This is a genomic window from Morganella psychrotolerans, assembly GCF_965118875.1.
Classification (GTDB): domain Bacteria; phylum Pseudomonadota; class Gammaproteobacteria; order Enterobacterales; family Enterobacteriaceae; genus Morganella; species Morganella psychrotolerans_C.
Genome location: NZ_CBCPJD010000006.1, coordinates 277694 through 299299 on the forward strand (window position 1 = coordinate 277694; position 21606 = coordinate 299299).

Genomic DNA, 21606 nt, shown 5'->3' on the forward strand with positions numbered 1-21606 from the left:
TTATTGATATGGCGCGGTGTCGTGCGGTTGGTGTTGTATAAGGGCGTTGTACAACAAAGGGCAATTGTAGTGTGGGTAATATTTACACAGTGCAAATATTGGCGCGTATCGCGTTATCTGCTATCCGCCTGAACCGGGTAATGTTTATATAACGTTGAAAGACTTACACCATGTTTTATCGCCACGTCACGATGTGAATGACCCGCCATAATTTCCCGCTTAAACAGATCCCAATGCTCGTTAGTAAATTTAGGCTTACGCCCACCTATACGCCCTCTGGCTCTTGCTACAGCCAGACCCGCTAATGTTCTTTCGCTATTTAAATCAGACTCATATTGCGCGGCAGAGAGGATATTTCGGAAGTTATAGCGGCCACTGGCTGTACTGAGATCGACACCATCAGTAATAGACCGGATATTAACATGGCGTTCAGCGAGGCTTTGGAAGGTTAAAAGTGCGTGCAAGACATTACGGCCGATGCGGTCTAATTTCCAGATAACCAATTCATCGTCAGGCTCCAACATATCAACCACTTCTTTTAGGACCGGGCGGTTAGTTTTACGCCCTGATGCCTTTTCTTCAAAAATAAGTGTACATCCGGCGGCTCTGAGTGCCTGCATTTGAAGCTCTGTGTCCTGGTGGTTACTTGATACCCGCGCATACCCAATAATCATAAAACTATCGTCTCCCGGCTCTTACTTTTTTCTTATCATCAGGTTATCAGATTTTGCTCTTAAGTAGGTGAATTTGCTTATATTAAAATCCCTGTTCACAAAAGGTTGGTTTAAAAGAAGCTCTGAAGAAGGGGGATTTCGGACTTGGTGGCATTCTCAAGGCGATGGCATCCGTCACCGAAAGTGGCTTCTATCTGTCCGGTGCAGGCTCAGACGATAACCCGGAGAAAGGTGTTGGGTTTGTCATTATCAATATGGCGGCATCAGGTCATTACAAAACACAGATTGCAGTGACATACGCCACAGAAAAACCTCGCACCTACATCCGGAATATTTTTGGTGATGAGAAAAAACCGTGGGAGCTGATAGCGACAAAAACAGCAATTGACACACTTAGTGATGCCCTGGATGGTAAGCAGGTGAAAGGCGATTACTTGGCAAAAGACAGCCCGTCAGCTGATAAGCGAGTCTCCGTAACAGCACCAGATTACCCAGCGGTTTTTCTTAATCAAAGTGTCTCTGGTGATACATTTGAAATAGTCGCATCACCGACACGCAACTCGTTATTGTTTAAACACACTGCAAAAAACGGCACCACAAAACAGGTAGGTATTCCGTTTGCTGAAATTGACACTGGTGCCGATATTGCCGGACAACGGATAAGGAAACTCTATTCAGGCTCCGGCGCCTCGGTAGGCCAGTCATTCAGTTTCGGCACAAATGGTGTAGGGAAAATGCTGATCATGTTTCATGACGGCGTGGCGAAAATCCAGTCACTGGTTACTACGCAGTCATATGCAGCTTACGCTGCAACTGGGTCAGGGACGTCGATTGGCATGGGGGTATATCCGGACAGGGCAACATTTTCACATAATACCGGCGCTGGTAGCGTCACAGAAATTTGGTTGGTGGGGTAAACATGAAAGCCTATAACAAAAAAACACTCTCGGTTGATTTCGACCTTCAGGAGCTGGATAAAAACGTTCACATTGAAGTGAGCGACGAGCTGATTGATGAGCTGCTTATCCGTCAGCAAACTGGGGAAACACTGGTTTCAGACAGCAAGGACAAGCTGATATTTGTTCAGTGGACAACTGACAAGTACAAGACGTGGAGCGCGAAAGGCAATGATTTCGTCTATGTTGAAAACTATCGCGAACTGGCACGGGCTGATGCCGACATTCGGAAGTTGGCGCTGATGTCAGAAGCGTCAGAAGCAATAGCCCCGCTACAGGATGCCGTTGATCTGGATATCGCCACACCGGAAGAAATATCAGCCCTGAAAGAATGGAAACTATACCGGGTTATGCTCAACCGTGTTGATACTTCCCTCGGGGCTGATGTGGTATGGCCTACGCCACCGGCTTAACCGGCCAGATGATATCGGGGGCGGTGGATACGTCTACCGCTTCCAGTTCGTCCAGATAATCCAGCCAGGCGTTTAAAAGCGCCTTTTCATCCTCTTTGATGCGACCGAGTGCAAGTTTTGCCCGGAGCATTTCTGTTTCTGCATTGACCTCTGCGATCAGAAACTGCTTTTTGGCTTCCGCCTGTTCAATCAGTTGCTCTTTCGTCAGCGGTGGATTTAAAATTTCATCAGCTTTACTTTCCGTTATCTCCGCAACCTTAAAATTAAGCCAGTCCTCCGCATTGATATTATCTTCAAAGGCATAGATTTTATTTTCACTATCTTTGTAATATCTCATCGTAATTCACTCCACCAAATTAACTCCCCAGATTCTCCCTGCGAGTTTACCGTTATGCTTCCACCCACAGGGATAATCACACTAATGTTGCATCTGCTGTCAATAGCTGCCGCGGCCACCCTTACTGAGTTGACGTATACATGAACACTTTTACAGTAAATACTTACCTCAGTTGGCTTTCCTGCCGTGTTGCTATAGATAACATTTAATTTCCGCTGAGCTGTCATGTCATACCATGTGTGAGCACCGCTACCGATTGCATCGGCAGTAATGGCTGCGGTTCCGGTTTTTTTTGGCAACACAAGGTCATACCAGGTTGAAAGGTCTGGTGAATGGGTTATCACTCCGGATGCTTTCAGAATGTTTCTATTATTCCCATCAACTGCATTAAACTCTTTCGCTGCTATCTTTGAATTAAATACCTGCTCTTCTGTTGCGTTTTTATCAGCCAAATCTGACAGGTCTGACGAGTATGCAACGGTTCCTGTTTTATTCTGAAATGTCGCCACATACCACGTTTTATTATCCTGAGAGAATGCTATCACCCCTCCGGCTTGCAAAAGGGTTCTCTTGTTATCAAGGCGCACTGCAACTTCTTTTTTTGTTGACACGACACCGTTGAAACTCTGCTCCGAATCAGAGACCAGGTTAGCCTTGTTATTCAACTCATCTGTCACCGATTTTTGGCTCATCACATCTGTTTTCGATGCGCCTGTCGTCTGCAATACTTTGCTTTTAGCCGCTTCTCCCAAACCAAGGTTTTCAATAAACTTCGGTTTGTCCGGGATATCCGCGCCGTTCTTGTCTTTGGCTAGCTTGCCGTCTGCAACATTTAATGGGGCTTTTTTACCCAGCTCAGTAGCCACTAAAGCCTGTGATGCGGCTTTACTGGTATCGTTACCTAACTGATTAACAACGTCCGATTTATCCAGCTTTTTCTGCATTTCCAGCTTTAAATAAGGATGCAAAACATAATCACCTTTCGGCTGATAAGTCTTAGCGGCTCTGGCTTCTGACTCCTGAATTGCTGCTGCAATGCTTTTTGTCACATACTCCCGCGTTGCCAGTACCACTGACGGATCGACTTTCAGGGTGATTGATTCTGTGCTGCTGACCATCAGCACCATTTGAATAACCTGCGTGCGTCCGCTGCCCTCCTGTAAATTCGGCTTGTAGGTTTCCGGGGCGTTACCGACCGCAATCAGCCCGCCCTTATCATCAAACAGACCGATTTCACGGATGAACCAACCGCCCTCGTTCTCAGGGATAACCTGTTCAGAAATAATATAATTCGGGTTTTTATCATCAACCGACACCTGATTGACTGCCGCCCGTCGGGTTTCGCGGATAAGTTTTGTCTGTGCCGGATCAGGGATCGGCAACACGCCGCCGCCGTCACCGACCGCCATCACTGAAATATTCAGTTTCGTACCGAGCGCGACAGCATTCGCAAGCTGTGCCGCGCCGTAGTTCGTCAGGATCGCGAAATACTTTGCTGTCATGGGTTTATTCTCACTTTATCAATGGTTATCAGCGCCGCACCAATATAGTCCGCGCTTTCTACCCGGACCGTCTCCGGGATATACGGGTAAACCGTCAGCGTATCGCCGGTATTGGTGGCAGCACCGCAGTAAAAACTGCCGGACGTGCTCAGGTTAATAGACAATCCCAACAGGTGGCGGCTGAGCGGACGAGCATCAAATATCAGGCGCTCAAGTTCAAAATAGGTTTCTTCGGTGATACCGCTTTCTGACACCCCGACCGTCAGGCGGAACGTGCCGTTACGGTCGCCGGTTTTCCACCATTCAGTGACACTGATCAGATAGCCCAACGGCTCCACGACACGCCGCAGCGCCCCGATAGTGCCCTTATGCTTGTGAACAAACATTGAGGATTTGATAACGTCCCGTTTTGTCCGTTCCGACCAGGCTGCATCCCACCTGTCAACCGACCACGCCCACGCCAGATAGGGCAGCAGATGCAGCGGGCAGGTATCAGGATTGACCAGGGTTTTTATTGGTACCGGCACACGCTCTATTTCAGCGCAGGCTTGGGCGGCGGCGATTTCCAGCGGGCTAGAGCCGGTCGGCAGCAAACGGCTACTCATCCGATCCCCCGACCGTCACCACGACATCAGTGCAGAATGACGCCTGTGTATCACTGATCACGATATCTTTTGCCGGGCTTGCCAGCTCTACCCGCTGGACGCCCTCAACATGCAGGGCGGCATAAATGGCAGACAGCCGGATATCACGCCCGATGCGGTGTTGTTCTTTGACATACCGTGCTATCCGCTCACGGGCGGCGGCTTCTATCGGCTCGGATTCCGGCGTAGGGAATAAATAAAGCGTGGCATTAATTGAATAATCAACAATTTCAACTGATTGCACCGTCACACGGTCAGCCACTGGGCGTACGTTTTCATCATTCAGTGCCTTATCGACTACCGTCAGCAGTTCCGCCGGCGCGGTGCCGTTACCCTCGCGTGATAATACACTGACCGTGACACAGGCAGGCTCCGGGCTGATTGCCGAGGCGTCCGCGACCTGTCCGGAGGCGCTGCGGGCATGAAAGATATACGCGCCAACAGGCCCGGCAACACTCATTCCCTCAAATGCCTGGGGAATACGCATCCGGAAATCAGAATCTGACTCGTAAATCGCGGGGATGGGCGGGATCGCGGTTTCATCAGCAGCCTGAATAATCAGGCGGGGAACATTGTTGTTTTCACCCAACTGATCCAAATCCGCACCGCGTGAAAACGCCACCATACAGGCGCGGGCGGCTTCATTAACCCGCTGGCGCAGCAGCAATTCACGGTAGGTACTTTCCTGTAACAGCTTGGTCAGCGGTTCGGATTCCAGTTGCAGCACGCGGGCGACCGGCTCGCGCAAGTCTTCCGGCAGGGATGCCAGCAAGGCAGCTTTGCGCTCACTGAAAATTAATTCATATTCCAGTGATTCGATCACGTCCGGCGGCGGTAACTGGCTGATGTCGATAGTTGGCATGATTACCTCACAGGCACGGAAAAGGAAAACGGCTGACCGGTTGGCGAAAATACCCCGGAAAGGTCAATCACAATACTTGCCGGTACCGGGGCGGAAATAGTCAGTTGCTGGATCTGTATGCGCGGCTCCCAGCGCAGCAGGGCGGTGTAACATGCCGCCATCAGTTGCAGGCGCAGCGCGTTGTTATCCGGCTGGTCAGTTAGACGGAACAGCAGGGAGCCGTATGTTCGTCTGGCAATACGGGAGCCGACCGGCGTGATCAGAATGTCCCGCACTGACTGGCGCACATGGTCGATATCGGTGATGCCCTGCCCGGTCAGAGCGTTGAATCCGTAGTATCTCATTGCGGACCATCCGTATTACTGTTGCCACGATCAACGCCACCGTGCGTGTGAGAGTGAACCGTAATTCCGTTAGAGGTGATACTGCCGCCGGTGTGATTAAAGTTGCCGGTCATTTCCCCGCCTTTCATTACATTCAGCGTGGCGCAGGTCAGGTTGTCAGAACAGATCACGGCCGGGGTGACAAACCGGATATTCTCACTGGCATTGACGATAACAACCGGTGACGTGGCGGTAATACTTTCACCCGCGTCAATAAATGCAGTGGTGATACCGGTCGCTTTCAGTGCGCCGGTCGCCGGTTCGTACTCGATCACCGCGCCGTCCGGGTAGGTGGTATGGTTCGCGGTCAGGGAGTCGGTCGGTTCATTATATTCATCAGAAAAAAGTCCCGGCAGCACAACCGCAGTGGTCAGCTCACCGCCGACAGACAGGATCACGACCTGTTCACCGACAGACGGCATCCAGCTACTGCGGGCAGCGCCGGCACGCAATGTGACCACCGGAAGCCAGTCCGTTTGCAGGTTGCCGGTCTGTACGCGACAGCCGCGACCAATCTCAACCGCCGTGACCGTGCCGGTGCGGATAATATTTCTGATCAGGCGGAGGAGTTCCGCGATTTGGGTGTTTGCGCTCATGCGGATAAGCCTGCCACCGAACCGGTGGCGAATGCACCGGCTCAGTGTTGTATCGGGCGCAAATACAACATCAGGACGCGAGGAAGTTGATAATTGCAGCTTCAATACGGCGGGTATCGTCGGCAGAAAAGCCGAGTAACTGACGGGACGGGTACTGTATATCCAGATTGCGCAACTTTTCTTTCAGCCCGTACTGATGGATTGCCGCAATATTGGCAGCCGCCGGGGCAAAGAAGATCGCTGCTTCATTTTCATTGGAGAACGCGCGCATATAGCGGGCAGTGGCGAGGCGTTTAAACATGCGGGTCTGTTTGCTTTTGCCTTTAACTTTTATGCGGTCTTTTTTCACGGCAATAAACCGCTGGATATCCCCTTTGCGGAATGAGCGCACCGCGCCTTTGTTCACATCAAAGCCGGTTATCATGCGTTTATTCTGCTGCCAGTTTTTCAGGCTGCGCTGCTGCCCTCGCCAGATAAACCGCATTTCCCGCTGTACAGTAATAAATTGCGCCTTGCGCCGGGTAAATGCGCTGCCATCCGGGTTTTTCTGCTCACGGATGCGTTTTATCTGGCTTTTGCGCAGGTCACGGACGATTTCGCGGGACAGCTTTTTGCGCGCAGCCGGGCTTACCCGCGCCAGCAGTCCGGCAAGTTCATGTTCCAGTGCATCAAGGGCGTGTTCTGACATTCAGTGACTCCCATTGGTCTGACGGGTTTTCCGGCTCCGGCACGGCTTCAACATGGTATTTCCCTTCCTGTACCGAGACGATAACCCGCTCTGTCAGTTTCAGGTCAATGCTGATATTCGCACTCTGGCTGTTGAGAATATCAGCCTCAAAGCGGATGCCGTTGGCGCGTTTGTCCGGGTTGGCAAGAATATCGGGCTGATGCTGTTTTACCCATTCGACCACCACGGCAAACACGACATTCTGATCGCCGGGAAATGCCTCAAGGATAATATTCAGGCTGTAAATATATTCGTAGGAAAGGGACGGTTCATTGGTCGCAAAGATCCCGCCGTCGTCCACAAACAGATACAGTTTTTCCGGGTTTTTGCCCAGGTAGGGTATTTTTTTCAGCAGGGTATCTTTAATGCTGTTGAGTTTTTTCATATTGCCTTGCCTTTTCTGCGGCACGGATGCCCTCAAGCTGCGTATTAGCTTCATCCAGATCGGCTATCAGTAAATCAATCCATAACGGCAGTTCGCAGTAAGTCAGAACCCGGGCGGCAGGGACGGCGGCACCGGTTTTGTCAGTGAGTCCGGCAACGGTGGACATGGTGCGGGCACGTAGATTGTACGTGTCGCGGAACATGCCGTCAGAAACAGCGCGAGGCACAGGCAGACCACAGGTCGGAGTGTTTTTAAGAATGGTGCGGTATTCAATCTGGCGCTCCTCCGAGGCGGCACGCTGCATGATGTTATTCTGCGTGGCAACCTGCGCTATCCGGTTAAACCGGTTAAATTCAAATGACTGCGCGGTGATAATATCCGCCTGCCGGTCGATGTCTTTTTTCAGTCCGGTATTTTCATCTGTCAGCCGTTCTGATTTGTCGTAGTAATGTTTCAGACCAAATAATAATAAGCCCGCCATCAGCAGACTGAATAACAGCGAGATAAGGCGGGCTTTGGTTGTCATAGCAGACTGTACGCCTTTTCAAAGAGGGCATCCGGATAAGGCTGACTGCCGTTCTCATGACGGATAATCGCTTTTGCCAGGAGGATCGCCGTGTTTTTATCAGATAGGGCGATCACTGCACCCGGGGTAACGCCGAGGGCTTTGGATACCCCGCTGACGTAAGCGTTAGTATTATTTTCATTGGACGGTGCCCAGCGGCTGATAAGCCCGGCAACGGTATTCAGCCCGTACTTGCGCTGATAATTCCGCAACAGGGCAATAATGGCGCGAATGCCGTACTCCGGCGCACTGAACCGGCAAAAACGAGATTCAATCGCATTATCGTGTGCAAGCTGACCTTTCCAGTTATTCGCCTGGTGATAGTCAATATTGCCCGGATTGTTATTTCGGATCCCGCGTGTCATTTGTCCCCCAGTTTTTTATTAATCATGCGGTGTGCGATTTCGCGTATCTTCTCAACACCTAAAAACCCGACCGCGCCGCCAATCATGCCGGACGCGCCGTTCGGGATGCCGATAAATTCCGCACCGCTGATAATTGCCCATGACAACGCGCCGCACAGCAGGCATTCCGCCCACTTATTCTTACGGGTGTCACCGTCATAAATCAGGCAGGCGTAGCGGATAAAAACGGCAAAGGCAACGCCGGAAAGTTGCGGCCATGCGTTTTTCAGTGCGTCGAGAATGTCAGCCCAGTGTTCTTTCATCGTTTTCATACCTGTCCCCCTTGGTGGAGGTGTTGTTAATCCCAAAGTTGGATCATCGGTTTTTGTGGCTGTTCAGTGATATCAGGCAGCTCAACAGGCGTTCCGTGGGGTAATTCAGCACCGTAACCGGCAAGGCCGGGATTCAGCTCAAGTGCCCGTTCAACCACACCGGCAGTCTGTCCGAGCACCCGGAAACACAGGGCGTCAAGGGTTTCACCCTGCAAAGCAAAGACATTCATATCAGTTCACAGATATTGTGTGACTCACCTTTGATACGCTGGATAGCCCACTGCACATCCCGCCAGAGGTCATCCACCGTATCACCGAGGGCAGCGGCTTTTTTCTCACCGCTGTCCGTGGTGTCGGTGTCGCGGTAACGCTCGGTCAGATTGGCTTTGGTCAGCCCGTATACCGCCCGGCGGTAAAGCAGCGTCAGCTCACTGTCGTCGTTGATATGCTCTGCCGGCACCGCATCCAGTGAGGCAAACCCGGCGGCAATCTGTGACTGTCGCCAGTCCGACAGCTCGCGGTTGACTTCGATCATGGCGTTGGTCACGACCTGTTTCAGGCGTTCCGGGGTGACTTTGCCGTCTGTCAGCATCGACTGCTGATAATTCCGCAGGCTGATATCCGGAAAAAATTCACCGCTGCTGAGTGTTTCGTCCGGTACGTCATGTGACTGTGAAGAGGTGAAATCCATGGTATACCCCGTAAAAGGTGGGCGGTGGACAGCGGGTAACAACTTGTTATTCCGCTGTGCCGCCCCGGCGCTGTGGCTCGTTCTGTGGTACCGCGTCGCGCTCTTCCTGCTGTTTCGCTATGAGTTTCTCAAGCTGACGCAGATCCTGCTTAACTCCGGCGCGGTCGTCTAATTCAAGTGCCCGTAACCATGAACAGGTGGCAGGCTGTAACTGGTCGTTGTCGCGCTGTGCATAACCCAGCCACTTATACAGTTTTGCCCGGACCTGATCAGGCATATCTTCATCAAGGGTCAGATCCATCGTGCGGGTTAGTACATCCGGCGGTACCGGTGTTTTCGCGGCATACATTTTTTCAGCCATGTCCGCGATCTCTTCGGCAACCGCACAACCGGTGGTGCGCGAGTGTTTTTCCGGCATTGTCAGGTTGTGGCTCAGGGCGTAGTCCGCGATATCCAGCGCACCGGAAAAGTCGCCGGTATCAATCCGCCAGAGCATTACGCGCATAGTGACATCGTCCTGCTGCCCTTTGCCTGACGCCAGAATACCGGCAACCCACGGGGCATAATTCGGCAGCATTTCCCGCTTGATGTCGGCTTTGCGCTCAAATGACTGAATACGCTTTAACCGGCGGCGGTCTGCGTTCATCATCAGTGTCATCTGGGTGTAAGCCGTGCCGGTTTGTGTCACCGGATTGCGCTGCTGCGCATCCTGTTGAGCACTGACCCGCATCACATGGCGGCGGAAAATGCTGCCGCTCATTACTTACCGTCCTCTGTCGCCGGGGCCTTCTCTGCCGGTAACATGCTGATGTTTTCGATAAGCGCGGTACCGCGATAGTCCTCAACAACATAGGCTTCATTGACGGACTCGTAATTTTCGATACGGTCACGTTTCGGGTTGTCGATGATGTGGCGGCGGCGGGTTTCGTTCTGCCAGTAGATAGACAGGTTGTCCAGACGGGTGATAAACAGGGCGTTTTCAGGGAAGTACGGCGCACGCACTGCCTGCAATCCGCCAATGCGTTTCTGGCTGATAATCATATCTGCCGCCAGTTTTTCACTGTTGTCCTGGTCTTTATTGACCAGCGGGAAATATTTGTCTGACAACAACTTGCGCCCGCAGATAACAACAAGTTCGGTATCGTCGCGGTACTCTTCATCAATAATGTCATCGACCGCACTCATGACCAGCGCGTCAAGGTTATTGAAGTCACCGCCTTTACCCACGCGGATCACCGCCGAAATAACCTTACCGTCCAGATCCCGCACATCACTGATTACATGCTTTTCGGCGTCACTACGGACTTTTTGCAGCCAGCCGATATTGACGTCTTCCAGCATTTTGTTTTTAACGCGGTCAGAGGTTTTCTCACGCGTGATGCCGTTAAAGCCAATCATGATACGGTCAAGTGCCTGACGGCGGATGATCGCGTTACGGATACGCAGCTGAAAGTCTTTAAACTTCGCCCACAGATCCAGCTTCTGATAGGTCAGCGTGGTGTCAAAGTTGGTCTGCTGGCAGTCATAGTTGATATCGGTCATTTCTGACGGGTCTGTCGGTTCGCGCTCTCCGGCGGAGGTGTCCGTGGTACCGGCAACGGTTGAACCGACACCCAGCCCGATCACCTGACCGGTTTTTTCATCCACTGGGACAATGTTAATCATGCCGAGGAACGCCGCAGACTGCTGAATATTATCTTCCAGATTTTGTGCGACTGACGGGGTGATTTCCACTTTGCTGGTCATTTCCTCAACCGGCACGTCGTAAAGCCCTGCAAGCCGCAGCAGGAAGGCGTTAAATTTAAAGCGTGTCTCTTTTTTCATGTTCTCTTTCTCAAATCAGATAAGCCGGGATCAGCAGTCAGTCAGCAGCTCGTCCGGCTGCGTGCTGTTGTTGCCGAAAGATTGCGGGCGCTGTGGACCGCTGCCGTCCTGTGCGCTTAATTTAGCTTTCAGGTCGCTGAGTTCTTTTTTCAGCTCAGTCAGCTCTGTTGCCTCTTCCGGCAGCGGATCAGGCAGCCCGGTTTTTTTCAGTGCGGCAATATCGCCCTGCATGGCTTCAATAGCTTTCGCGCACAGCTCAACGCTTTTGTTCACATCACCGAAACGGGCGTCATCCTGTTTGGTTTTGCCGGTCAACAGACCGGTGACGATGGAAAACAGAGACGGGCCTTTCGGCTCTTCCGGCTTGTCGTCGGTAAATTCGATCACGGTTTCTTCCGCAAGGGTGAACACGTTATCTTTTGCCTGTTTGCGATCAGAGAGCGGGCTGTTGCCTGATTTCTGACTGAATTGCAGCATTTCCGTACCGAGGCTGGCAGGACTGTCTGTGACAGCCAGACCGACAAGATAGGCTTCACCGGTGTCAGAGAATTTCGGGGCGATTTCAGCTGATGTGTACACTTTCTGACGCTTTTTATTCATCTGAATCAGGTCGTCAGTCGGTAACAGCGTGGCGTACAGGGCTAATTTGCCTTTCAGTGCGCCGTCCGGGATTTCTGCAGTATGAACGGATTCAACATCACCAAAACGCGGCATCCACTCATAACCCAGATGTTCAAGATTAATACGCGCCCCGTAGACGTTCGGGTCGTAGTTTTTTTCGATATCGGTCAGCCAGCTGCGTTGCACGATGCGACCGTCAGTGGTGGCACCCTCCACGCAAATGCGCACCGGCTTTGATTTTACTGTCATGTGATGACTCCATCAGTCAGGACGGGAAATGATGGGGCTATGGTTCCGGTGTTTCGGGACGGAGACAATGAAACACTGTTGTAAGCCGGTCATATACAACAGAACGGCAGGGCGCGGGGGAAGTGCGGTCAGTAATCTGACGGCATGGAAACGATAACGGTATTTGACTCACGTAAAAAGGCAATGCACCTGTATTTCAGCGGCTACCGTATTGCACGGATCGCGGAAACGCTGGGTGAGAAAGCCTCAACCATTCACAGCTGGAAGCGCCGCGACCAGTGGGATGACATCACGCCGTATGATCGCGTTGAGTTTTCCATTGAAGCGCGGCTGTGCCAGCTTATCGGCAAAGAGAGCAAAGAGGGTAAAGATTACAAGGAAATTGACCTGTTGGGGCGGCAACTGGAGCGTTCCGCGAAAATCCGCAAATATCAGAACGGCGGTAATGAGACAGACCTGAATCCCAAACTCGCCAACCGTAATGCCGGTGAGCGCCGCGCCCCGGAAAAAAATGGCTTCAGTGATGAACAGATCGAAAAGCTGGAACAGATTTTCATGGGTAACATGTTTGATTACCAGAAAATATGGTACTGCGCCGGGGCGCAACACCGCATCCGCGATATTCTGAAATCCCGTCAGGTCGGGGCAACGTATTATTTTGCCCGTGAAGCCTTTATGGACGCGTTGCTGACCGGACGCAATCAGGTGTTTCTCTCAGCCAGCAAGGCGCAGGCGCACGTATTCAAACAATACATCATCGAAATCGCCCGCGAGGTTGACGCTGACCTGAAAGGCGATCCGATTGTGCTGGCGAACGGTGCAACCCTGTATTTCCTCGGTACCAATGCCCGCACCGCACAAAGCTATCACGGCAATCTTTACCTGGATGAATTTTTCTGGATCCCGAAATTTCAGGAGCTGCGCAAAGTCGCCTCCGGTATGGCGATGCACAAAAAATGGCGGCAGACGTATTTCTCCACGCCGTCAAGCCTGACCCACAGCGCCTATCCGTTCTGGTCGGGTAAACTGTTTAACCGGGGGCGCGCCAAAGCTGATCGCGTGGATATTGATATCAGCCACGCCGCATTACGTGACGGGCGGTTGTGTGAGGATGGTCAGTGGCGGCAGATTGTCACGATTGAAGATGCCGTGCGCGGTGGCTGTGACCTGTTCGATATCGATCAGCTGCGCCTTGAATACAGCCCGGACGAATATCAGAACCTGCTGATGTGTGACTTTGTGGATGATATCGCGTCCATTTTTTCACTGGAACTGATGCAGCGGTGTCTGGTTGACAGCTGGGATGTGTGGGAAGACTTTCAGCCGGAACTGTACCGCCCGTATGGCTATCGTGCCGTGTGGATAGGTTATGACCCGGCAAAAGGTACCGAGGGCGGGGACAGCGCCGGGTGCGTGGTTATCGCACCGCCGCTGATGCCGGGGGCGGCGTTCCGCATTCTTGAGCGCCATCAGTGGCGCGGCATGGATTTCCGCGCACAGGCAGAAGCGATCAAGCAACTGACCGAACGCTATAACGTGGAATATATCGGTGTGGACAGTACCGGCATCGGGCACGGTGTCTTTAAATCCGTACAGGAATTTTTCCCGCAGGTGCGCGAATTTATCTACAACCCTGCCATAAAAAACGCCCTGGTGCTGAAAGCGTGGGATGTCATCAACAGCGGACGGCTGGAATTTGACGCCGGAGACCGGGACGTCATTCAGTCGTTTATGGCTATCCGCCGCTCAACCACCGCCAGCGGCAACCGCCCGACCTACGAAGCCAGCCGCAGCGAAGACGCCAGCCACGCTGACCTCGCGTGGGCGACCATGCACGCCCTGTACAACGAACCTATCACGGGTAATAACGCCCAGCATCATAATATCGTGGAGCTTTATTAATGAGCCGCAGAAATAAAAATAAACAGCATAAACAACAGATTGATGGCGGCGTGGAAGCGTTCACCTTTGGCGACCCGGTATCGGTCCTCGACAGCCGCGAGATTTATGATTACCTGGAATGCGCCCGCATGGAGCACTGGTATGAGCCGCCGCTCAGTTTTAACGGACTGTCGAAAGCGTTCCGCGCGGCACCGCATCACAGCAGCGCGATTTATGTGAAGCGCAATATTCTGACCAGTACCTTTATCCCGCACCCGTTGTTAGACCGGAAAACCTTTGACAGTTTCGCGCTGGACTTTCTGATGTTCGGCAATGCCTATGTTGAGAAGCGGTACAACCGCCTCGGCGGCTTACTGCGCTTTAACCACGCCCCGGCGAAATACACCCGGCGCGGTACCGACGCGGATCAATACTGGTTTGCCAAATACGGTTATGAGAGTGAGCCGTTCCCGTTTGAACCGGGTGCGGTGTTTCATCTGATTGAGCCGGATGTGAATCAGGAACTGTACGGCCTGCCGGAATATCTGGCGGCGCTGCCGTCAACCCTGCTGAATGAATCCGCGACCCTGTTCCGCCGCCGCTATTATCTGAACGGCAGTCACGCCGGGTACATCATGTATATCAGCGATTCGTCACAATCACCCGGGGATATCGACAACATCCGCAAAGCGGTGCGCAGCAGTAAAGGCCCCGGTAACTTCCGCAATCTGTTTCTGTATGCCCCGAACGGGAAGAAGGACGGCATTCAGGTTATGCCGCTCAGTGAGGTTGCTGCGAAAGATGAATTTCTTAATATCAAGAATGTCAGCCGGGACGATATGCTTGCCGCTCACCGGGTACCGCCGCAGCTGATGGGGATCCTGCCGCAGAACACCGGCGGCTTTGGCGATGTGGAAAAGGCAGCGAAAGTATTTGTCCGCAACGAGCTGATACCGTTGCAAGCCAAGATGAAACAGCTGAATGACTGGTGCGGTGTGGAGGTGATCCGGTTTGAGGCGTATACACTGGGAACAGACAGCGAGTAATCAGTAACCCGTATAACGAACCGCCGGCACAGGCGGTTTTTTTTCGCCCCCGCATAATGAAAAAGGGCGCTTTCAATAATAATAGCGCCCCATAATATTATACTAAACCAGTACTCAGAATGCGAATCCGCCGGATTTTACCGCCCTGTAACCCGCCTTTACGCCGCCTGTATCACCCTGTGTGACGACCTGAAAAAAGATAGGCTATGACCCGTCTTTCTTATTTTAACGCCACCACGCCCGGGAAATTTGCGGGAACCGGGAAACGAATAAACATGCCGCCGCGCAATCGTAGCCCCGCCACGCCTGCCCACTAAATGCACCGGTTTTCATGCATCCGCAAGAGATCGTCCGAACTCCGCCAGATATAGGGCTGAGCGGGTATAGTGATCCTTTTCCGTTCATGCGGTTTTTGGTGGTTTCTGCATGGATTTACGCATCAGCCCGGAGGTAAGAAAAAACCGCCGGTTTCGGCGGTTATGATTTTATGTTTTACGGTTTCTTTGGCGGCGGATTTGGCTGAATAACAGTTATTGATACTGTCGGTTTTTCCTGCCACCGGGTAAACCTGTTATAAACAATTTCCAGCAGATACCATACTGCACTAATAATAAACATCGCCACAAACGGCAACCATAGCAGCGATGCAGTTAATGTTTTGTAAAACTGAATCTTTTTCTCTGTTTCGACATAACGACTCACAACTGAAATAAAGAAAAAAACCATAACTGCCCCCGTAAACCATACAATTAACCATCTTGTTTTATCTTCAAGCAACCACTGATGCAATTCACTGAATATTGTCATAGTGAGCTACTCCATTCCGGCAACTGACACAGAACAACCTGCCGAAAATGACTATCCGTATAAAACCCCGGCATTCTGTTAACTTTGGCACAATGCGCCTCAGTACACTCATGCGGCAGAAATGGCACTGAATCGTGATACCACCGACGGCTTAAATCAACATCCTTTCCTGCCGCATGATCATCAATTGATGAATAGAATGTTAACCGCCATTTCACATTAGAAGTGACGGCATACGCTGAACGAATACAGTTCCACGGATTGGTGAAATAGGCCCATTCCGACAAATAAGTATCACCGCATAAACCAGCCCATAACAGATTATTATCCGGCAAAAAACTTAGTTCTGCTCCGTTGCTCAGTGTAATTACCCTGGTTCCTGTCTCAATATTTCGCCCTAAAAAAAAGCCAATATATTGAGCAACATTTGAAATAAAATCATCTTCTGGATCTGGTGATACGTATTCGATAAATATTTTATTTCGCCCGGTAAGACAGGCATCAAGCACTGCCTCAAGAGCAAAATAATAATCTGCACCAATCTGACGACCTTTATGTAAACTACGGCCGCGCTGAAAACGTTGTGCATACCAGCGTTTTTGCCAGGGGAATAAATCATCTAAACGCTTATACAGGCTCAGAATTAAATCGGTTGTCACTTCAACTTTAATTGTCATGATCTTTTTTCCTCATTTTATCAACACGCGCCAATATCGACGCCGCTTTTTGCTCTCTCTTCTCGCCCTGCTGCCGTTCTCTTGTCTTTTTCACCTCGTCGCCCAGCTCCAGCCGCATCCGCCCATCACGGAACATCAGCACCTGATCGCCATAATCAATAGTCATACCCCTGATAAACATCATCATCAGCCCGTCAGCCGCCAGTTCATGACCCATTGAGGCGGTGAATTTTTGTATTTCCGGGATAAACGCAATTTGCTGACTGGTTAAAGGGATGCGGGAGATAACCCGCCGCCCGATTTGTGTTGTTTCTGCTGGCTGCGCCGCTTTCTCAGCCGCCTTATCACTCAGGCATAAACCCCACTGACTTTCTGTTGAAACCCCTGTCATGCCGTAGTTTGTCGCTAAATCTGGCGATTTATCACCATCGGCTGAGATCACCGATCCACAGTTATTGACAGGACTCCGAGGGTCGGCGATGCCGCCCTTTGAAAGAGTAAAATCAAAACCAACGGCAACCGGAGCCGGGTTTTGACTGTCGCGTTTCTTGACGATTTGATATTTACGTTCGCGGGTTTTGACGACATCGCCGCCAAAAATAGGGGAGTAGATCCCGAAAACTTCCGGGACTTCTTCTTCGTACTGGTTCAGTTGCTCAGCGGCGCGTCTCGCCACACGGATTGTTTGTAAGTCACGCGGGGTACACGGACCACCCTGTGAAATAATGTATTCATCAAAAAAACCTTTATCTGCGGCAAACCTGACCTTTTCCGCCACATCACCGATTTGCTCTGCGATAGACACACCGCGCAGCTTGCGGCATTCACGGTATGCGCCTTTCGATGGCAGGTTATAAAACTGAAACTGCGGGATGCGCCACGTTGCCGCCCATGCAGTCACCGCTGCGGCGGTATCACTCAGCGGCTTCCCGGTGTCGTTATCGATTTCACCGTCCAGTGCGTACCCGTCGATATTTTTAGAAATATATTTCGCGATATAACTGACAGCCCCGCCCCGGTTCATGTGTTCACATTTAAACCGGTGTTTTTGTGCTCCCTGTTCTTTACCATCAACGGCAAGGGCTTTTTTGCGCATAATATCGATAACTTGCGCACGGCTGGCTTTGTCGGTAAACAGCAGTAAATGCCAGTGCGGCGTTTCGTCATGATGCGGCTCTACAACACGAATACCGTAAACTTTCAGCCCGTAATCTTTGAATGCTGTCCGTATTTTTGACCAAACGCTGACAAGATACGCCTGCCCGTTCTTTGGCGTGTAAGCCTCTTTCGACCAGTTAGTGTTGACAATGGCTTTTTTCTCGTTTTTCTTACCGGTAACCTTTGTCGGATGGTACTTTGATGGTGTTGTGATGGTGACAAACATTCCGATATCACCGCGTTGCATAGCAACTCTCTCAATACCGGCGATCTGCGCCATAAGTTCCATGCGGCGGATTTCAGGGTTAGAAATACTGCCCATTACTTTTTCAAACAGATCAAAGCGCTCGCCCGTCTCAGTGTCTTCAATATCCATCTGTTTCAGATATTCTTCGTTCGCTTTACGCTGGGCGCGGACGTCATTGATTGCCTGGCGGCTGGCATACGGACGCTTATTCATATTGACGGCCATAACGGCAATCAACAGTGATTCACGCCAGCGGGCACGGTGCGCACGTAACCGGCGCAGCCAGTAATCTTCATTGACCAGCCTGGCAAGCGCTGAATGAATATTTTTCTCTGTAATTGTGCCGTTTCTGTACCGGCTGTAATGCAACGGGGTGATATGCAGCTCTTTCGCATCAGTAGCCATTTTCCCGTAAAGCTCATACAGATACTTAAACTTGAAAATAGCCTCTGTGCCGATAGCTGTAACTTCATCTATCAGCAACTGACAGCGTTCAAAAAATACTTTCGCCAATTGTTTTGCCAGGGTTTTAACCGCTTTCTCTGAAAGCTCAGGCAGCGCATTAAACTGATCCATGTGACGCACTGAAAAGCGGTTATTTACGGCATTAATTCGCGGAAGGAATTTCTGATAAAAAGTGAAATATAGGTATTTATGAGCCTCTAACAGCCCATCTTCTTTTAATTTTGCCTCATATCTCTGACGGAACGGGAACCGCAACATGCGCGGCAACCGCTCTATTTCATCCTGTAGCGCCTGATTTTGCTGTAACTGCGCCTGACTCAGCGGCAGCTCAAAACCTAAAACAGCTTTATGCTGTTTTTTATTCCACTCATGCACAAAAACCGCCGGTTCCGGCGGCGGCTGAATGCTGAAATCAATCGCTTTTCTCGTCATTACCGGGTACCGCCGGGCATTTCTTTAAGCACCGTCAGAGCCGTTTTACAGCGTTTAACCAACGTTTCACTGAAAGATAAATAGTCATCCAGCGTTTTAACCGATGTGTCTTTCTGCCTCATTACCTGCATTGCAACCAGATCAGCAACCATCACAACGGGATTGCTGTAACGGGCAACCAGTGACCAGGTGTTATTTTTAGTATCGGCTTCAATCAGTGCGTATGGCGGGAGTGACTTTGGTTCTTCCGGCAGACGGCGGGTGATGGCGTAGCGGGTATCGGTGATATAAACACCGTGGCGCGGGTCGATGATGCTCATTGGCAACCCCCGAGCACAGCTATTATCTCCGGTGCTTTTTTACGATTCCCGTTCGCAGAAATGGATCGCGGTGCTTCGATTTCGTGGATAGTAAAGCCAAGGTCAGCATACAATTCTTTCGCCGCCGGCGAATTTGATACTGTGATCGGATTGCCCTGAATATCATTCAAATCTTTCAGCGCAAATGCCAGCTCCTCATTGTCGGCATCCGTGAAACCGTCAGTGTGGTACTGCGTGAAATTAGCCCCCATATACGGAGGATCGCAATACACACCGTCACCGAAATCAACCAGGGATAATGCATCCTGCCATGACAGACACTGAATATTTGCTTTATCTGCTTTTGCGGCAAAAGCGCGGATTTCAGCTTCAGGAAAATATTTTTTTGTGTGGTGACTAAACGGAACGTTAAAGCCTGTTTTCTTGCTATATCTACATAGTCCGTTATAGCCGTGCCTGTTTAAATATAGAAACCACACAGCTAATGTAAGCGAATTACCGTTTATGCCTTTGCTTAGGTCGTTAAACAATTTTCTTATTAAATAGTATTCTTTGGTCTCATTTGATACCCAGAAGATAGGTTCAGCATTACCTATAAAAACAGCAGGGTCACAATGCTTGATAATTTTGTATAAATTAATTAAATCCTTATTTACATCAGAAATTAAATATTGCTCATAGTCAGTATTCATCATGACAGCACAGGAGCCGGCGAACGGCTCTACGAGGCGTTTTGTTTTTGGCAGGTGCGGGCGCAGTTGTTCCATAATGCCGATTTTTGAACCCGCATATTTCAGGATTGTTTTATTCATCACGCAGCCCTCGTCACAATTTTTGTTTTGCTGCAACGCAGACAGCCAAGATGTAAAACGACAAAACGTGTTCTTTTTACTGCGTGATACCGAGGTGATTTACAAAACACTATCCATTTGTGAAGTCCGAGGCTGCAGCGAATATTCATCTCACACACTCCGGTAATGTCTATTTTTCAGTTCATTAACTGCCTGGCAGTCAACACACGTATCGCAACCAATAACAGCCCGGCGGCGAGCCTCCGGAATTGCCTTGCCGCAGCATTCACATGTAAATGCGGACACCTGAATTGTGTTGATACGGGCGGCGGCTATCTGGCTTTCCAGCATGAGCGCGGCATAGTCATTGGCGCGGTCGATTTCGTCAGACATGGTTCAGCTCTCCTGCCTCGTTTTCGATACGGTCAGCCTCGCCGTTAAGCAAAAAATAGATTTGTTCTGGCGTCAGGTGCTGGCTTAATGCTTTCTGTGAAATGCCACGTAAACGACCGGCAAGCCCATCAAGCAAGGTTTTGCGTTCGTCTTCGCGGTTGGCTTTTATGTTTTCTGCTACGGGGGTGAATATCGGATCTGGAAACTTTTTCATTTTAGAACCTCATTATTTGGGTAATAAAAAGCCCTGACCAATTACGGTCATTATTTTTTGTGGTCAATATTTAAATAGGGTAAGAAATATTCTTCGGCATTAATGCCGTAAGTGACTTTATCTTATTAATCGCGATAATTAATCGCTGCTGTTCCTCTTTCGTTAATTCGGTATATTTTCTTTCTTTATCCTTTAACCCGGAAAGAAAGAAAATCATATCCAGCATTCGCTTATCAGACATCCGCATATATTCAATAAACCCGGCTAGTTCGCGGTTATCCGGATTACCTGTCCGGTCATTAAAAAAAACTGTTGTCCGTAATTTACTAACCTCAGTTAATTTTTCTGTTCTCTCAGAAAAAGAGATACCGCAATTTTTGTAACTCTTCACGTCAGCCAGTGAACGATTAATATCTTCACTCTGCAACCGTGATGTAATATCAATTAATTCAGCTGTTGCGCTCATAAGTCACCACCGTTATTTTTTACTGAACAACGAATCAATAAAACTTAATGCCTGCGCCAGCGCATCAAACTTGCCAAACGAATTACAGCTATCAGTTCCGTCACTCAGTGTGACGTGATATTGCGTTATTTTACGGCGCGCATTACGCGGCAGTGTGACAATAACAAACCCGCGATAACCTGAACTGTGAGTGCTTATTTGCGTAACCATGGTTATCCTCAACCAACCTGCGGTTTGCCGAGACCCAGCCACACAAGCCAGCCGTTGCGCATTTCTTCCGGCAGGGTGGAACGCGCAAGATCCAGACCTGCATTCCATGCGGAAACGCTGATGTAATACTCTCCGCGACTTGCGTTCGGGTTTTTCATTTCCACATAAGGTAGCTTCCCGGCTTTACGCATATCAGAAACCGCCTGTACCGTTTTACCGATCATTTCTGCAAACCGGGTCTCAGTCACATAATCCACAGAACCCGTCTGCAAAACAGCGCCAGCCTTTACGTTTTCCTTTGTCATCTGTTAACCTCTCTTGTTGTGGCTCTTTACAGCCCTCTATTGACCTCCGCTGCTCTCGACGGAGAAGCTTAATAATCCATACAATATGG

31 protein-coding genes are annotated in these 21606 nt (G+C 50.4%); 4 read left to right on the forward strand and 27 right to left on the reverse strand.

Annotated features, from left to right (window positions below; all coding sequences use genetic code 11):
- Positions 1-113: 113 nt before the first annotated feature.
- Entirely contained in the window at positions 114-674 is a 561-nt protein-coding gene (locus ACMHKJ_RS08655) for a recombinase family protein (protein ID WP_413493137.1), read from the reverse strand.
- 164 nt (positions 675-838) lie between these two features.
- Here ACMHKJ_RS08655 and ACMHKJ_RS08660 point away from each other — a divergent pair, with 164 nt between their 5' ends.
- Complete coding sequence (locus tag ACMHKJ_RS08660) at positions 839-1591, forward strand: hypothetical protein (RefSeq protein ID WP_413493139.1); 753 nt, start codon at positions 839-841, stop codon at positions 1589-1591.
- A gap of 2 nt (positions 1592-1593) precedes the next feature.
- Positions 1594-2043 (forward strand): tail fiber assembly protein, encoded by a 450-nt coding sequence (locus tag ACMHKJ_RS08665; protein ID WP_413493141.1) that lies wholly within the window; start codon positions 1594-1596, stop codon positions 2041-2043.
- On the opposite strand, the gene ACMHKJ_RS08670 is transcribed toward ACMHKJ_RS08665, so the two are convergent.
- From ACMHKJ_RS08670 to ACMHKJ_RS08745, 16 genes are all read right to left on the reverse strand, one after another.
- Positions 2027-2380 carry a tail fiber assembly protein gene (locus tag ACMHKJ_RS08670; RefSeq protein WP_413493142.1) on the reverse strand — a complete coding sequence of 118 codons (354 nt, stop codon included), beginning with the start codon at positions 2378-2380 and terminating at the stop codon, positions 2027-2029. The genes ACMHKJ_RS08665 and ACMHKJ_RS08670 overlap by 17 nt on opposite strands.
- A complete protein-coding gene (locus tag ACMHKJ_RS08675) occupies positions 2377-3882 on the reverse strand; it encodes a phage tail protein (RefSeq protein ID WP_413493144.1) in 1506 nt (501 codons plus the stop codon). Before ACMHKJ_RS08675 ends, ACMHKJ_RS08670 begins: the two co-directional genes overlap by 4 nt.
- Positions 3879-4487, reverse strand: a complete 609-nt coding sequence (locus tag ACMHKJ_RS08680; RefSeq protein ID WP_413493146.1) for a phage tail protein I — start codon at positions 4485-4487, stop codon at positions 3879-3881. Before ACMHKJ_RS08680 ends, ACMHKJ_RS08675 begins: the two co-directional genes overlap by 4 nt.
- On the reverse strand, positions 4480-5388 hold the full coding sequence (locus ACMHKJ_RS08685; RefSeq protein ID WP_413493148.1) for a baseplate assembly protein: 909 nt from the start codon (positions 5386-5388) through the stop codon (positions 4480-4482). The genes ACMHKJ_RS08680 and ACMHKJ_RS08685 overlap by 8 nt, the downstream gene beginning before the upstream one ends.
- A gap of 2 nt (positions 5389-5390) precedes the next feature.
- Positions 5391-5732 (reverse strand): GPW/gp25 family protein, encoded by a 342-nt coding sequence (locus ACMHKJ_RS08690; protein ID WP_413493150.1) that lies wholly within the window; start codon positions 5730-5732, stop codon positions 5391-5393.
- Positions 5729-6367 (reverse strand): phage baseplate assembly protein V, encoded by a 639-nt coding sequence (locus tag ACMHKJ_RS08695; RefSeq protein WP_413493152.1) that lies wholly within the window; start codon positions 6365-6367, stop codon positions 5729-5731. Before ACMHKJ_RS08695 ends, ACMHKJ_RS08690 begins: the two co-directional genes overlap by 4 nt.
- 70 nt (positions 6368-6437) lie before the next feature.
- A complete protein-coding gene (locus tag ACMHKJ_RS08700) occupies positions 6438-7055 on the reverse strand; it encodes a phage virion morphogenesis protein (protein ID WP_413493154.1) in 618 nt (205 codons plus the stop codon).
- Positions 7036-7479, reverse strand: a complete 444-nt coding sequence (locus tag ACMHKJ_RS08705; RefSeq protein WP_413493156.1) for a phage tail protein — start codon at positions 7477-7479, stop codon at positions 7036-7038. Before ACMHKJ_RS08705 ends, ACMHKJ_RS08700 begins: the two co-directional genes overlap by 20 nt.
- Positions 7457-8005 carry a DUF2570 domain-containing protein gene (locus ACMHKJ_RS08710; RefSeq protein WP_413493157.1) on the reverse strand — a complete coding sequence of 183 codons (549 nt, stop codon included), beginning with the start codon at positions 8003-8005 and terminating at the stop codon, positions 7457-7459. The genes ACMHKJ_RS08705 and ACMHKJ_RS08710 overlap by 23 nt, the downstream gene beginning before the upstream one ends.
- The gene (locus ACMHKJ_RS08715) at positions 8002-8409 is read right to left on the reverse strand and encodes a structural protein (RefSeq protein WP_413493159.1); all 408 of its coding nucleotides are present in this window, start codon (positions 8407-8409) and stop codon (positions 8002-8004) included. The genes ACMHKJ_RS08710 and ACMHKJ_RS08715 overlap by 4 nt, the downstream gene beginning before the upstream one ends.
- Positions 8406-8720, reverse strand: coding sequence for a phage holin, lambda family (locus tag ACMHKJ_RS08720; protein ID WP_413493161.1), 315 nt, complete (start codon positions 8718-8720; stop codon positions 8406-8408). Before ACMHKJ_RS08720 ends, ACMHKJ_RS08715 begins: the two co-directional genes overlap by 4 nt.
- Positions 8721-8746: 26 nt before the next feature.
- Positions 8747-8950, reverse strand: coding sequence for a tail protein X (locus tag ACMHKJ_RS08725; protein WP_413493163.1), 204 nt, complete (start codon positions 8948-8950; stop codon positions 8747-8749).
- Entirely contained in the window at positions 8947-9411 is a 465-nt protein-coding gene (locus tag ACMHKJ_RS08730) for a head completion/stabilization protein (RefSeq protein WP_413493165.1), read from the reverse strand. Before ACMHKJ_RS08730 ends, ACMHKJ_RS08725 begins: the two co-directional genes overlap by 4 nt.
- Before the next feature lie 46 nt (positions 9412-9457).
- A complete protein-coding gene (gene gpM / locus ACMHKJ_RS08735; RefSeq protein WP_413493167.1) occupies positions 9458-10171 on the reverse strand; it encodes a phage terminase small subunit in 714 nt (237 codons plus the stop codon).
- Positions 10171-11235 (reverse strand): phage major capsid protein, P2 family, encoded by a 1065-nt coding sequence (locus ACMHKJ_RS08740; RefSeq protein WP_413493169.1) that lies wholly within the window; start codon positions 11233-11235, stop codon positions 10171-10173. The genes gpM and ACMHKJ_RS08740 overlap by 1 nt, the downstream gene beginning before the upstream one ends.
- A gap of 30 nt (positions 11236-11265) precedes the next feature.
- Positions 11266-12105 (reverse strand): GPO family capsid scaffolding protein, encoded by an 840-nt coding sequence (locus ACMHKJ_RS08745; RefSeq protein WP_413493171.1) that lies wholly within the window; start codon positions 12103-12105, stop codon positions 11266-11268.
- Between the two features lie 144 nt (positions 12106-12249).
- On the opposite strand from ACMHKJ_RS08745, the gene ACMHKJ_RS08750 reads away from it, so the two are divergent.
- Positions 12250-14007 carry a terminase ATPase subunit family protein gene (locus ACMHKJ_RS08750; protein ID WP_413493173.1) on the forward strand — a complete coding sequence of 586 codons (1758 nt, stop codon included), beginning with the start codon at positions 12250-12252 and terminating at the stop codon, positions 14005-14007.
- Positions 14007-15032 (forward strand): phage portal protein, encoded by a 1026-nt coding sequence (locus ACMHKJ_RS08755; protein ID WP_413493175.1) that lies wholly within the window; start codon positions 14007-14009, stop codon positions 15030-15032. The genes ACMHKJ_RS08750 and ACMHKJ_RS08755 overlap by 1 nt, the downstream gene beginning before the upstream one ends.
- A 492-nt stretch (positions 15033-15524) precedes the next feature.
- On the opposite strand, the gene ACMHKJ_RS08760 is transcribed toward ACMHKJ_RS08755, so the two are convergent.
- The 10 genes from ACMHKJ_RS08760 to ACMHKJ_RS08805 form a co-directional block, all read right to left on the reverse strand.
- A complete protein-coding gene (locus tag ACMHKJ_RS08760) occupies positions 15525-15839 on the reverse strand; it encodes a hypothetical protein (protein ID WP_413493177.1) in 315 nt (104 codons plus the stop codon).
- Entirely contained in the window at positions 15836-16516 is a 681-nt protein-coding gene (locus tag ACMHKJ_RS08765; RefSeq protein ID WP_413493179.1) for a terminase large subunit domain-containing protein, read from the reverse strand. Before ACMHKJ_RS08765 ends, ACMHKJ_RS08760 begins: the two co-directional genes overlap by 4 nt.
- Positions 16506-18818, reverse strand: coding sequence for a replication endonuclease (locus tag ACMHKJ_RS08770; protein WP_413493180.1), 2313 nt, complete (start codon positions 18816-18818; stop codon positions 16506-16508). The genes ACMHKJ_RS08765 and ACMHKJ_RS08770 overlap by 11 nt, the downstream gene beginning before the upstream one ends.
- On the reverse strand, positions 18818-19138 hold the full coding sequence (locus ACMHKJ_RS08775; RefSeq protein ID WP_413493182.1) for a DUF5405 family protein: 321 nt from the start codon (positions 19136-19138) through the stop codon (positions 18818-18820). The genes ACMHKJ_RS08770 and ACMHKJ_RS08775 overlap by 1 nt, the downstream gene beginning before the upstream one ends.
- Entirely contained in the window at positions 19135-19953 is an 819-nt protein-coding gene (locus ACMHKJ_RS08780; protein ID WP_413493183.1) for a DNA adenine methylase, read from the reverse strand. Before ACMHKJ_RS08780 ends, ACMHKJ_RS08775 begins: the two co-directional genes overlap by 4 nt.
- 147 nt (positions 19954-20100) lie before the next feature.
- On the reverse strand, positions 20101-20322 hold the full coding sequence (locus ACMHKJ_RS08785) for a TraR/DksA family transcriptional regulator (RefSeq protein ID WP_413493184.1): 222 nt from the start codon (positions 20320-20322) through the stop codon (positions 20101-20103).
- Positions 20315-20536 (reverse strand): hypothetical protein, encoded by a 222-nt coding sequence (locus ACMHKJ_RS08790; protein ID WP_413493185.1) that lies wholly within the window; start codon positions 20534-20536, stop codon positions 20315-20317. Before ACMHKJ_RS08790 ends, ACMHKJ_RS08785 begins: the two co-directional genes overlap by 8 nt.
- Before the next feature lie 70 nt (positions 20537-20606).
- A complete protein-coding gene (locus tag ACMHKJ_RS08795) occupies positions 20607-21002 on the reverse strand; it encodes a DUF5347 family protein (protein WP_413493187.1) in 396 nt (131 codons plus the stop codon).
- Positions 21003-21014: 12 nt separating this feature from the next.
- Complete coding sequence (locus tag ACMHKJ_RS08800; RefSeq protein WP_413493189.1) at positions 21015-21212, reverse strand: hypothetical protein; 198 nt, start codon at positions 21210-21212, stop codon at positions 21015-21017.
- An 8-nt stretch (positions 21213-21220) separates the two neighbouring features.
- Complete coding sequence (locus ACMHKJ_RS08805) at positions 21221-21517, reverse strand: Cox family DNA-binding protein (protein ID WP_094761787.1); 297 nt, start codon at positions 21515-21517, stop codon at positions 21221-21223.
- Between the last annotated feature and the right edge of the window lie 89 nt (positions 21518-21606).

What these genes read in the sequence shown, in the direction of transcription:
- ACMHKJ_RS08655 (WP_413493137.1), bottom strand. Translation starts at nt 674, where the DNA reads ATGATTATTGGGTATGCGCGGGTATCAAGTAACCACCAGGACACAGAG.
- ACMHKJ_RS08660 (WP_413493139.1), top strand. Translation starts at nt 839, where the DNA reads ATGGCATCCGTCACCGAAAGTGGCTTCTATCTGTCCGGTGCAGGCTCA.
- ACMHKJ_RS08665 (WP_413493141.1), top strand. Translation starts at nt 1,594, where the DNA reads ATGAAAGCCTATAACAAAAAAACACTCTCGGTTGATTTCGACCTTCAG.
- ACMHKJ_RS08670 (WP_413493142.1), bottom strand. Translation starts at nt 2,380, where the DNA reads ATGAGATATTACAAAGATAGTGAAAATAAAATCTATGCCTTTGAAGAT.
- ACMHKJ_RS08675 (WP_413493144.1), bottom strand. Translation starts at nt 3,882, where the DNA reads ATGACAGCAAAGTATTTCGCGATCCTGACGAACTACGGCGCGGCACAG.
- ACMHKJ_RS08680 (WP_413493146.1), bottom strand. Translation starts at nt 4,487, where the DNA reads ATGAGTAGCCGTTTGCTGCCGACCGGCTCTAGCCCGCTGGAAATCGCC.
- ACMHKJ_RS08685 (WP_413493148.1), bottom strand. Translation starts at nt 5,388, where the DNA reads ATGCCAACTATCGACATCAGCCAGTTACCGCCGCCGGACGTGATCGAA.
- ACMHKJ_RS08690 (WP_413493150.1), bottom strand. Translation starts at nt 5,732, where the DNA reads ATGAGATACTACGGATTCAACGCTCTGACCGGGCAGGGCATCACCGAT.
- ACMHKJ_RS08695 (WP_413493152.1), bottom strand. Translation starts at nt 6,367, where the DNA reads ATGAGCGCAAACACCCAAATCGCGGAACTCCTCCGCCTGATCAGAAAT.
- ACMHKJ_RS08700 (WP_413493154.1), bottom strand. Translation starts at nt 7,055, where the DNA reads ATGTCAGAACACGCCCTTGATGCACTGGAACATGAACTTGCCGGACTG.
- ACMHKJ_RS08705 (WP_413493156.1), bottom strand. Translation starts at nt 7,479, where the DNA reads ATGAAAAAACTCAACAGCATTAAAGATACCCTGCTGAAAAAAATACCC.
- ACMHKJ_RS08710 (WP_413493157.1), bottom strand. Translation starts at nt 8,005, where the DNA reads ATGACAACCAAAGCCCGCCTTATCTCGCTGTTATTCAGTCTGCTGATG.
- ACMHKJ_RS08715 (WP_413493159.1), bottom strand. Translation starts at nt 8,409, where the DNA reads ATGACACGCGGGATCCGAAATAACAATCCGGGCAATATTGACTATCAC.
- ACMHKJ_RS08720 (WP_413493161.1), bottom strand. Translation starts at nt 8,720, where the DNA reads ATGAAAACGATGAAAGAACACTGGGCTGACATTCTCGACGCACTGAAA.
- ACMHKJ_RS08725 (WP_413493163.1), bottom strand. Translation starts at nt 8,950, where the DNA reads ATGAATGTCTTTGCTTTGCAGGGTGAAACCCTTGACGCCCTGTGTTTC.
- ACMHKJ_RS08730 (WP_413493165.1), bottom strand. Translation starts at nt 9,411, where the DNA reads ATGGATTTCACCTCTTCACAGTCACATGACGTACCGGACGAAACACTC.
- gpM (WP_413493167.1), bottom strand. Translation starts at nt 10,171, where the DNA reads ATGAGCGGCAGCATTTTCCGCCGCCATGTGATGCGGGTCAGTGCTCAA.
- ACMHKJ_RS08740 (WP_413493169.1), bottom strand. Translation starts at nt 11,235, where the DNA reads ATGAAAAAAGAGACACGCTTTAAATTTAACGCCTTCCTGCTGCGGCTT.
- ACMHKJ_RS08745 (WP_413493171.1), bottom strand. Translation starts at nt 12,105, where the DNA reads ATGACAGTAAAATCAAAGCCGGTGCGCATTTGCGTGGAGGGTGCCACC.
- ACMHKJ_RS08750 (WP_413493173.1), top strand. Translation starts at nt 12,250, where the DNA reads ATGGAAACGATAACGGTATTTGACTCACGTAAAAAGGCAATGCACCTG.
- ACMHKJ_RS08755 (WP_413493175.1), top strand. Translation starts at nt 14,007, where the DNA reads ATGAGCCGCAGAAATAAAAATAAACAGCATAAACAACAGATTGATGGC.
- ACMHKJ_RS08760 (WP_413493177.1), bottom strand. Translation starts at nt 15,839, where the DNA reads ATGACAATATTCAGTGAATTGCATCAGTGGTTGCTTGAAGATAAAACA.
- ACMHKJ_RS08765 (WP_413493179.1), bottom strand. Translation starts at nt 16,516, where the DNA reads ATGACAATTAAAGTTGAAGTGACAACCGATTTAATTCTGAGCCTGTAT.
- ACMHKJ_RS08770 (WP_413493180.1), bottom strand. Translation starts at nt 18,818, where the DNA reads ATGACGAGAAAAGCGATTGATTTCAGCATTCAGCCGCCGCCGGAACCG.
- ACMHKJ_RS08775 (WP_413493182.1), bottom strand. Translation starts at nt 19,138, where the DNA reads ATGAGCATCATCGACCCGCGCCACGGTGTTTATATCACCGATACCCGC.
- ACMHKJ_RS08785 (WP_413493184.1), bottom strand. Translation starts at nt 20,322, where the DNA reads ATGTCTGACGAAATCGACCGCGCCAATGACTATGCCGCGCTCATGCTG.
- ACMHKJ_RS08790 (WP_413493185.1), bottom strand. Translation starts at nt 20,536, where the DNA reads ATGAAAAAGTTTCCAGATCCGATATTCACCCCCGTAGCAGAAAACATA.
- ACMHKJ_RS08795 (WP_413493187.1), bottom strand. Translation starts at nt 21,002, where the DNA reads ATGAGCGCAACAGCTGAATTAATTGATATTACATCACGGTTGCAGAGT.
- ACMHKJ_RS08800 (WP_413493189.1), bottom strand. Translation starts at nt 21,212, where the DNA reads ATGGTTACGCAAATAAGCACTCACAGTTCAGGTTATCGCGGGTTTGTT.
- ACMHKJ_RS08805 (WP_094761787.1), bottom strand. Translation starts at nt 21,517, where the DNA reads ATGACAAAGGAAAACGTAAAGGCTGGCGCTGTTTTGCAGACGGGTTCT.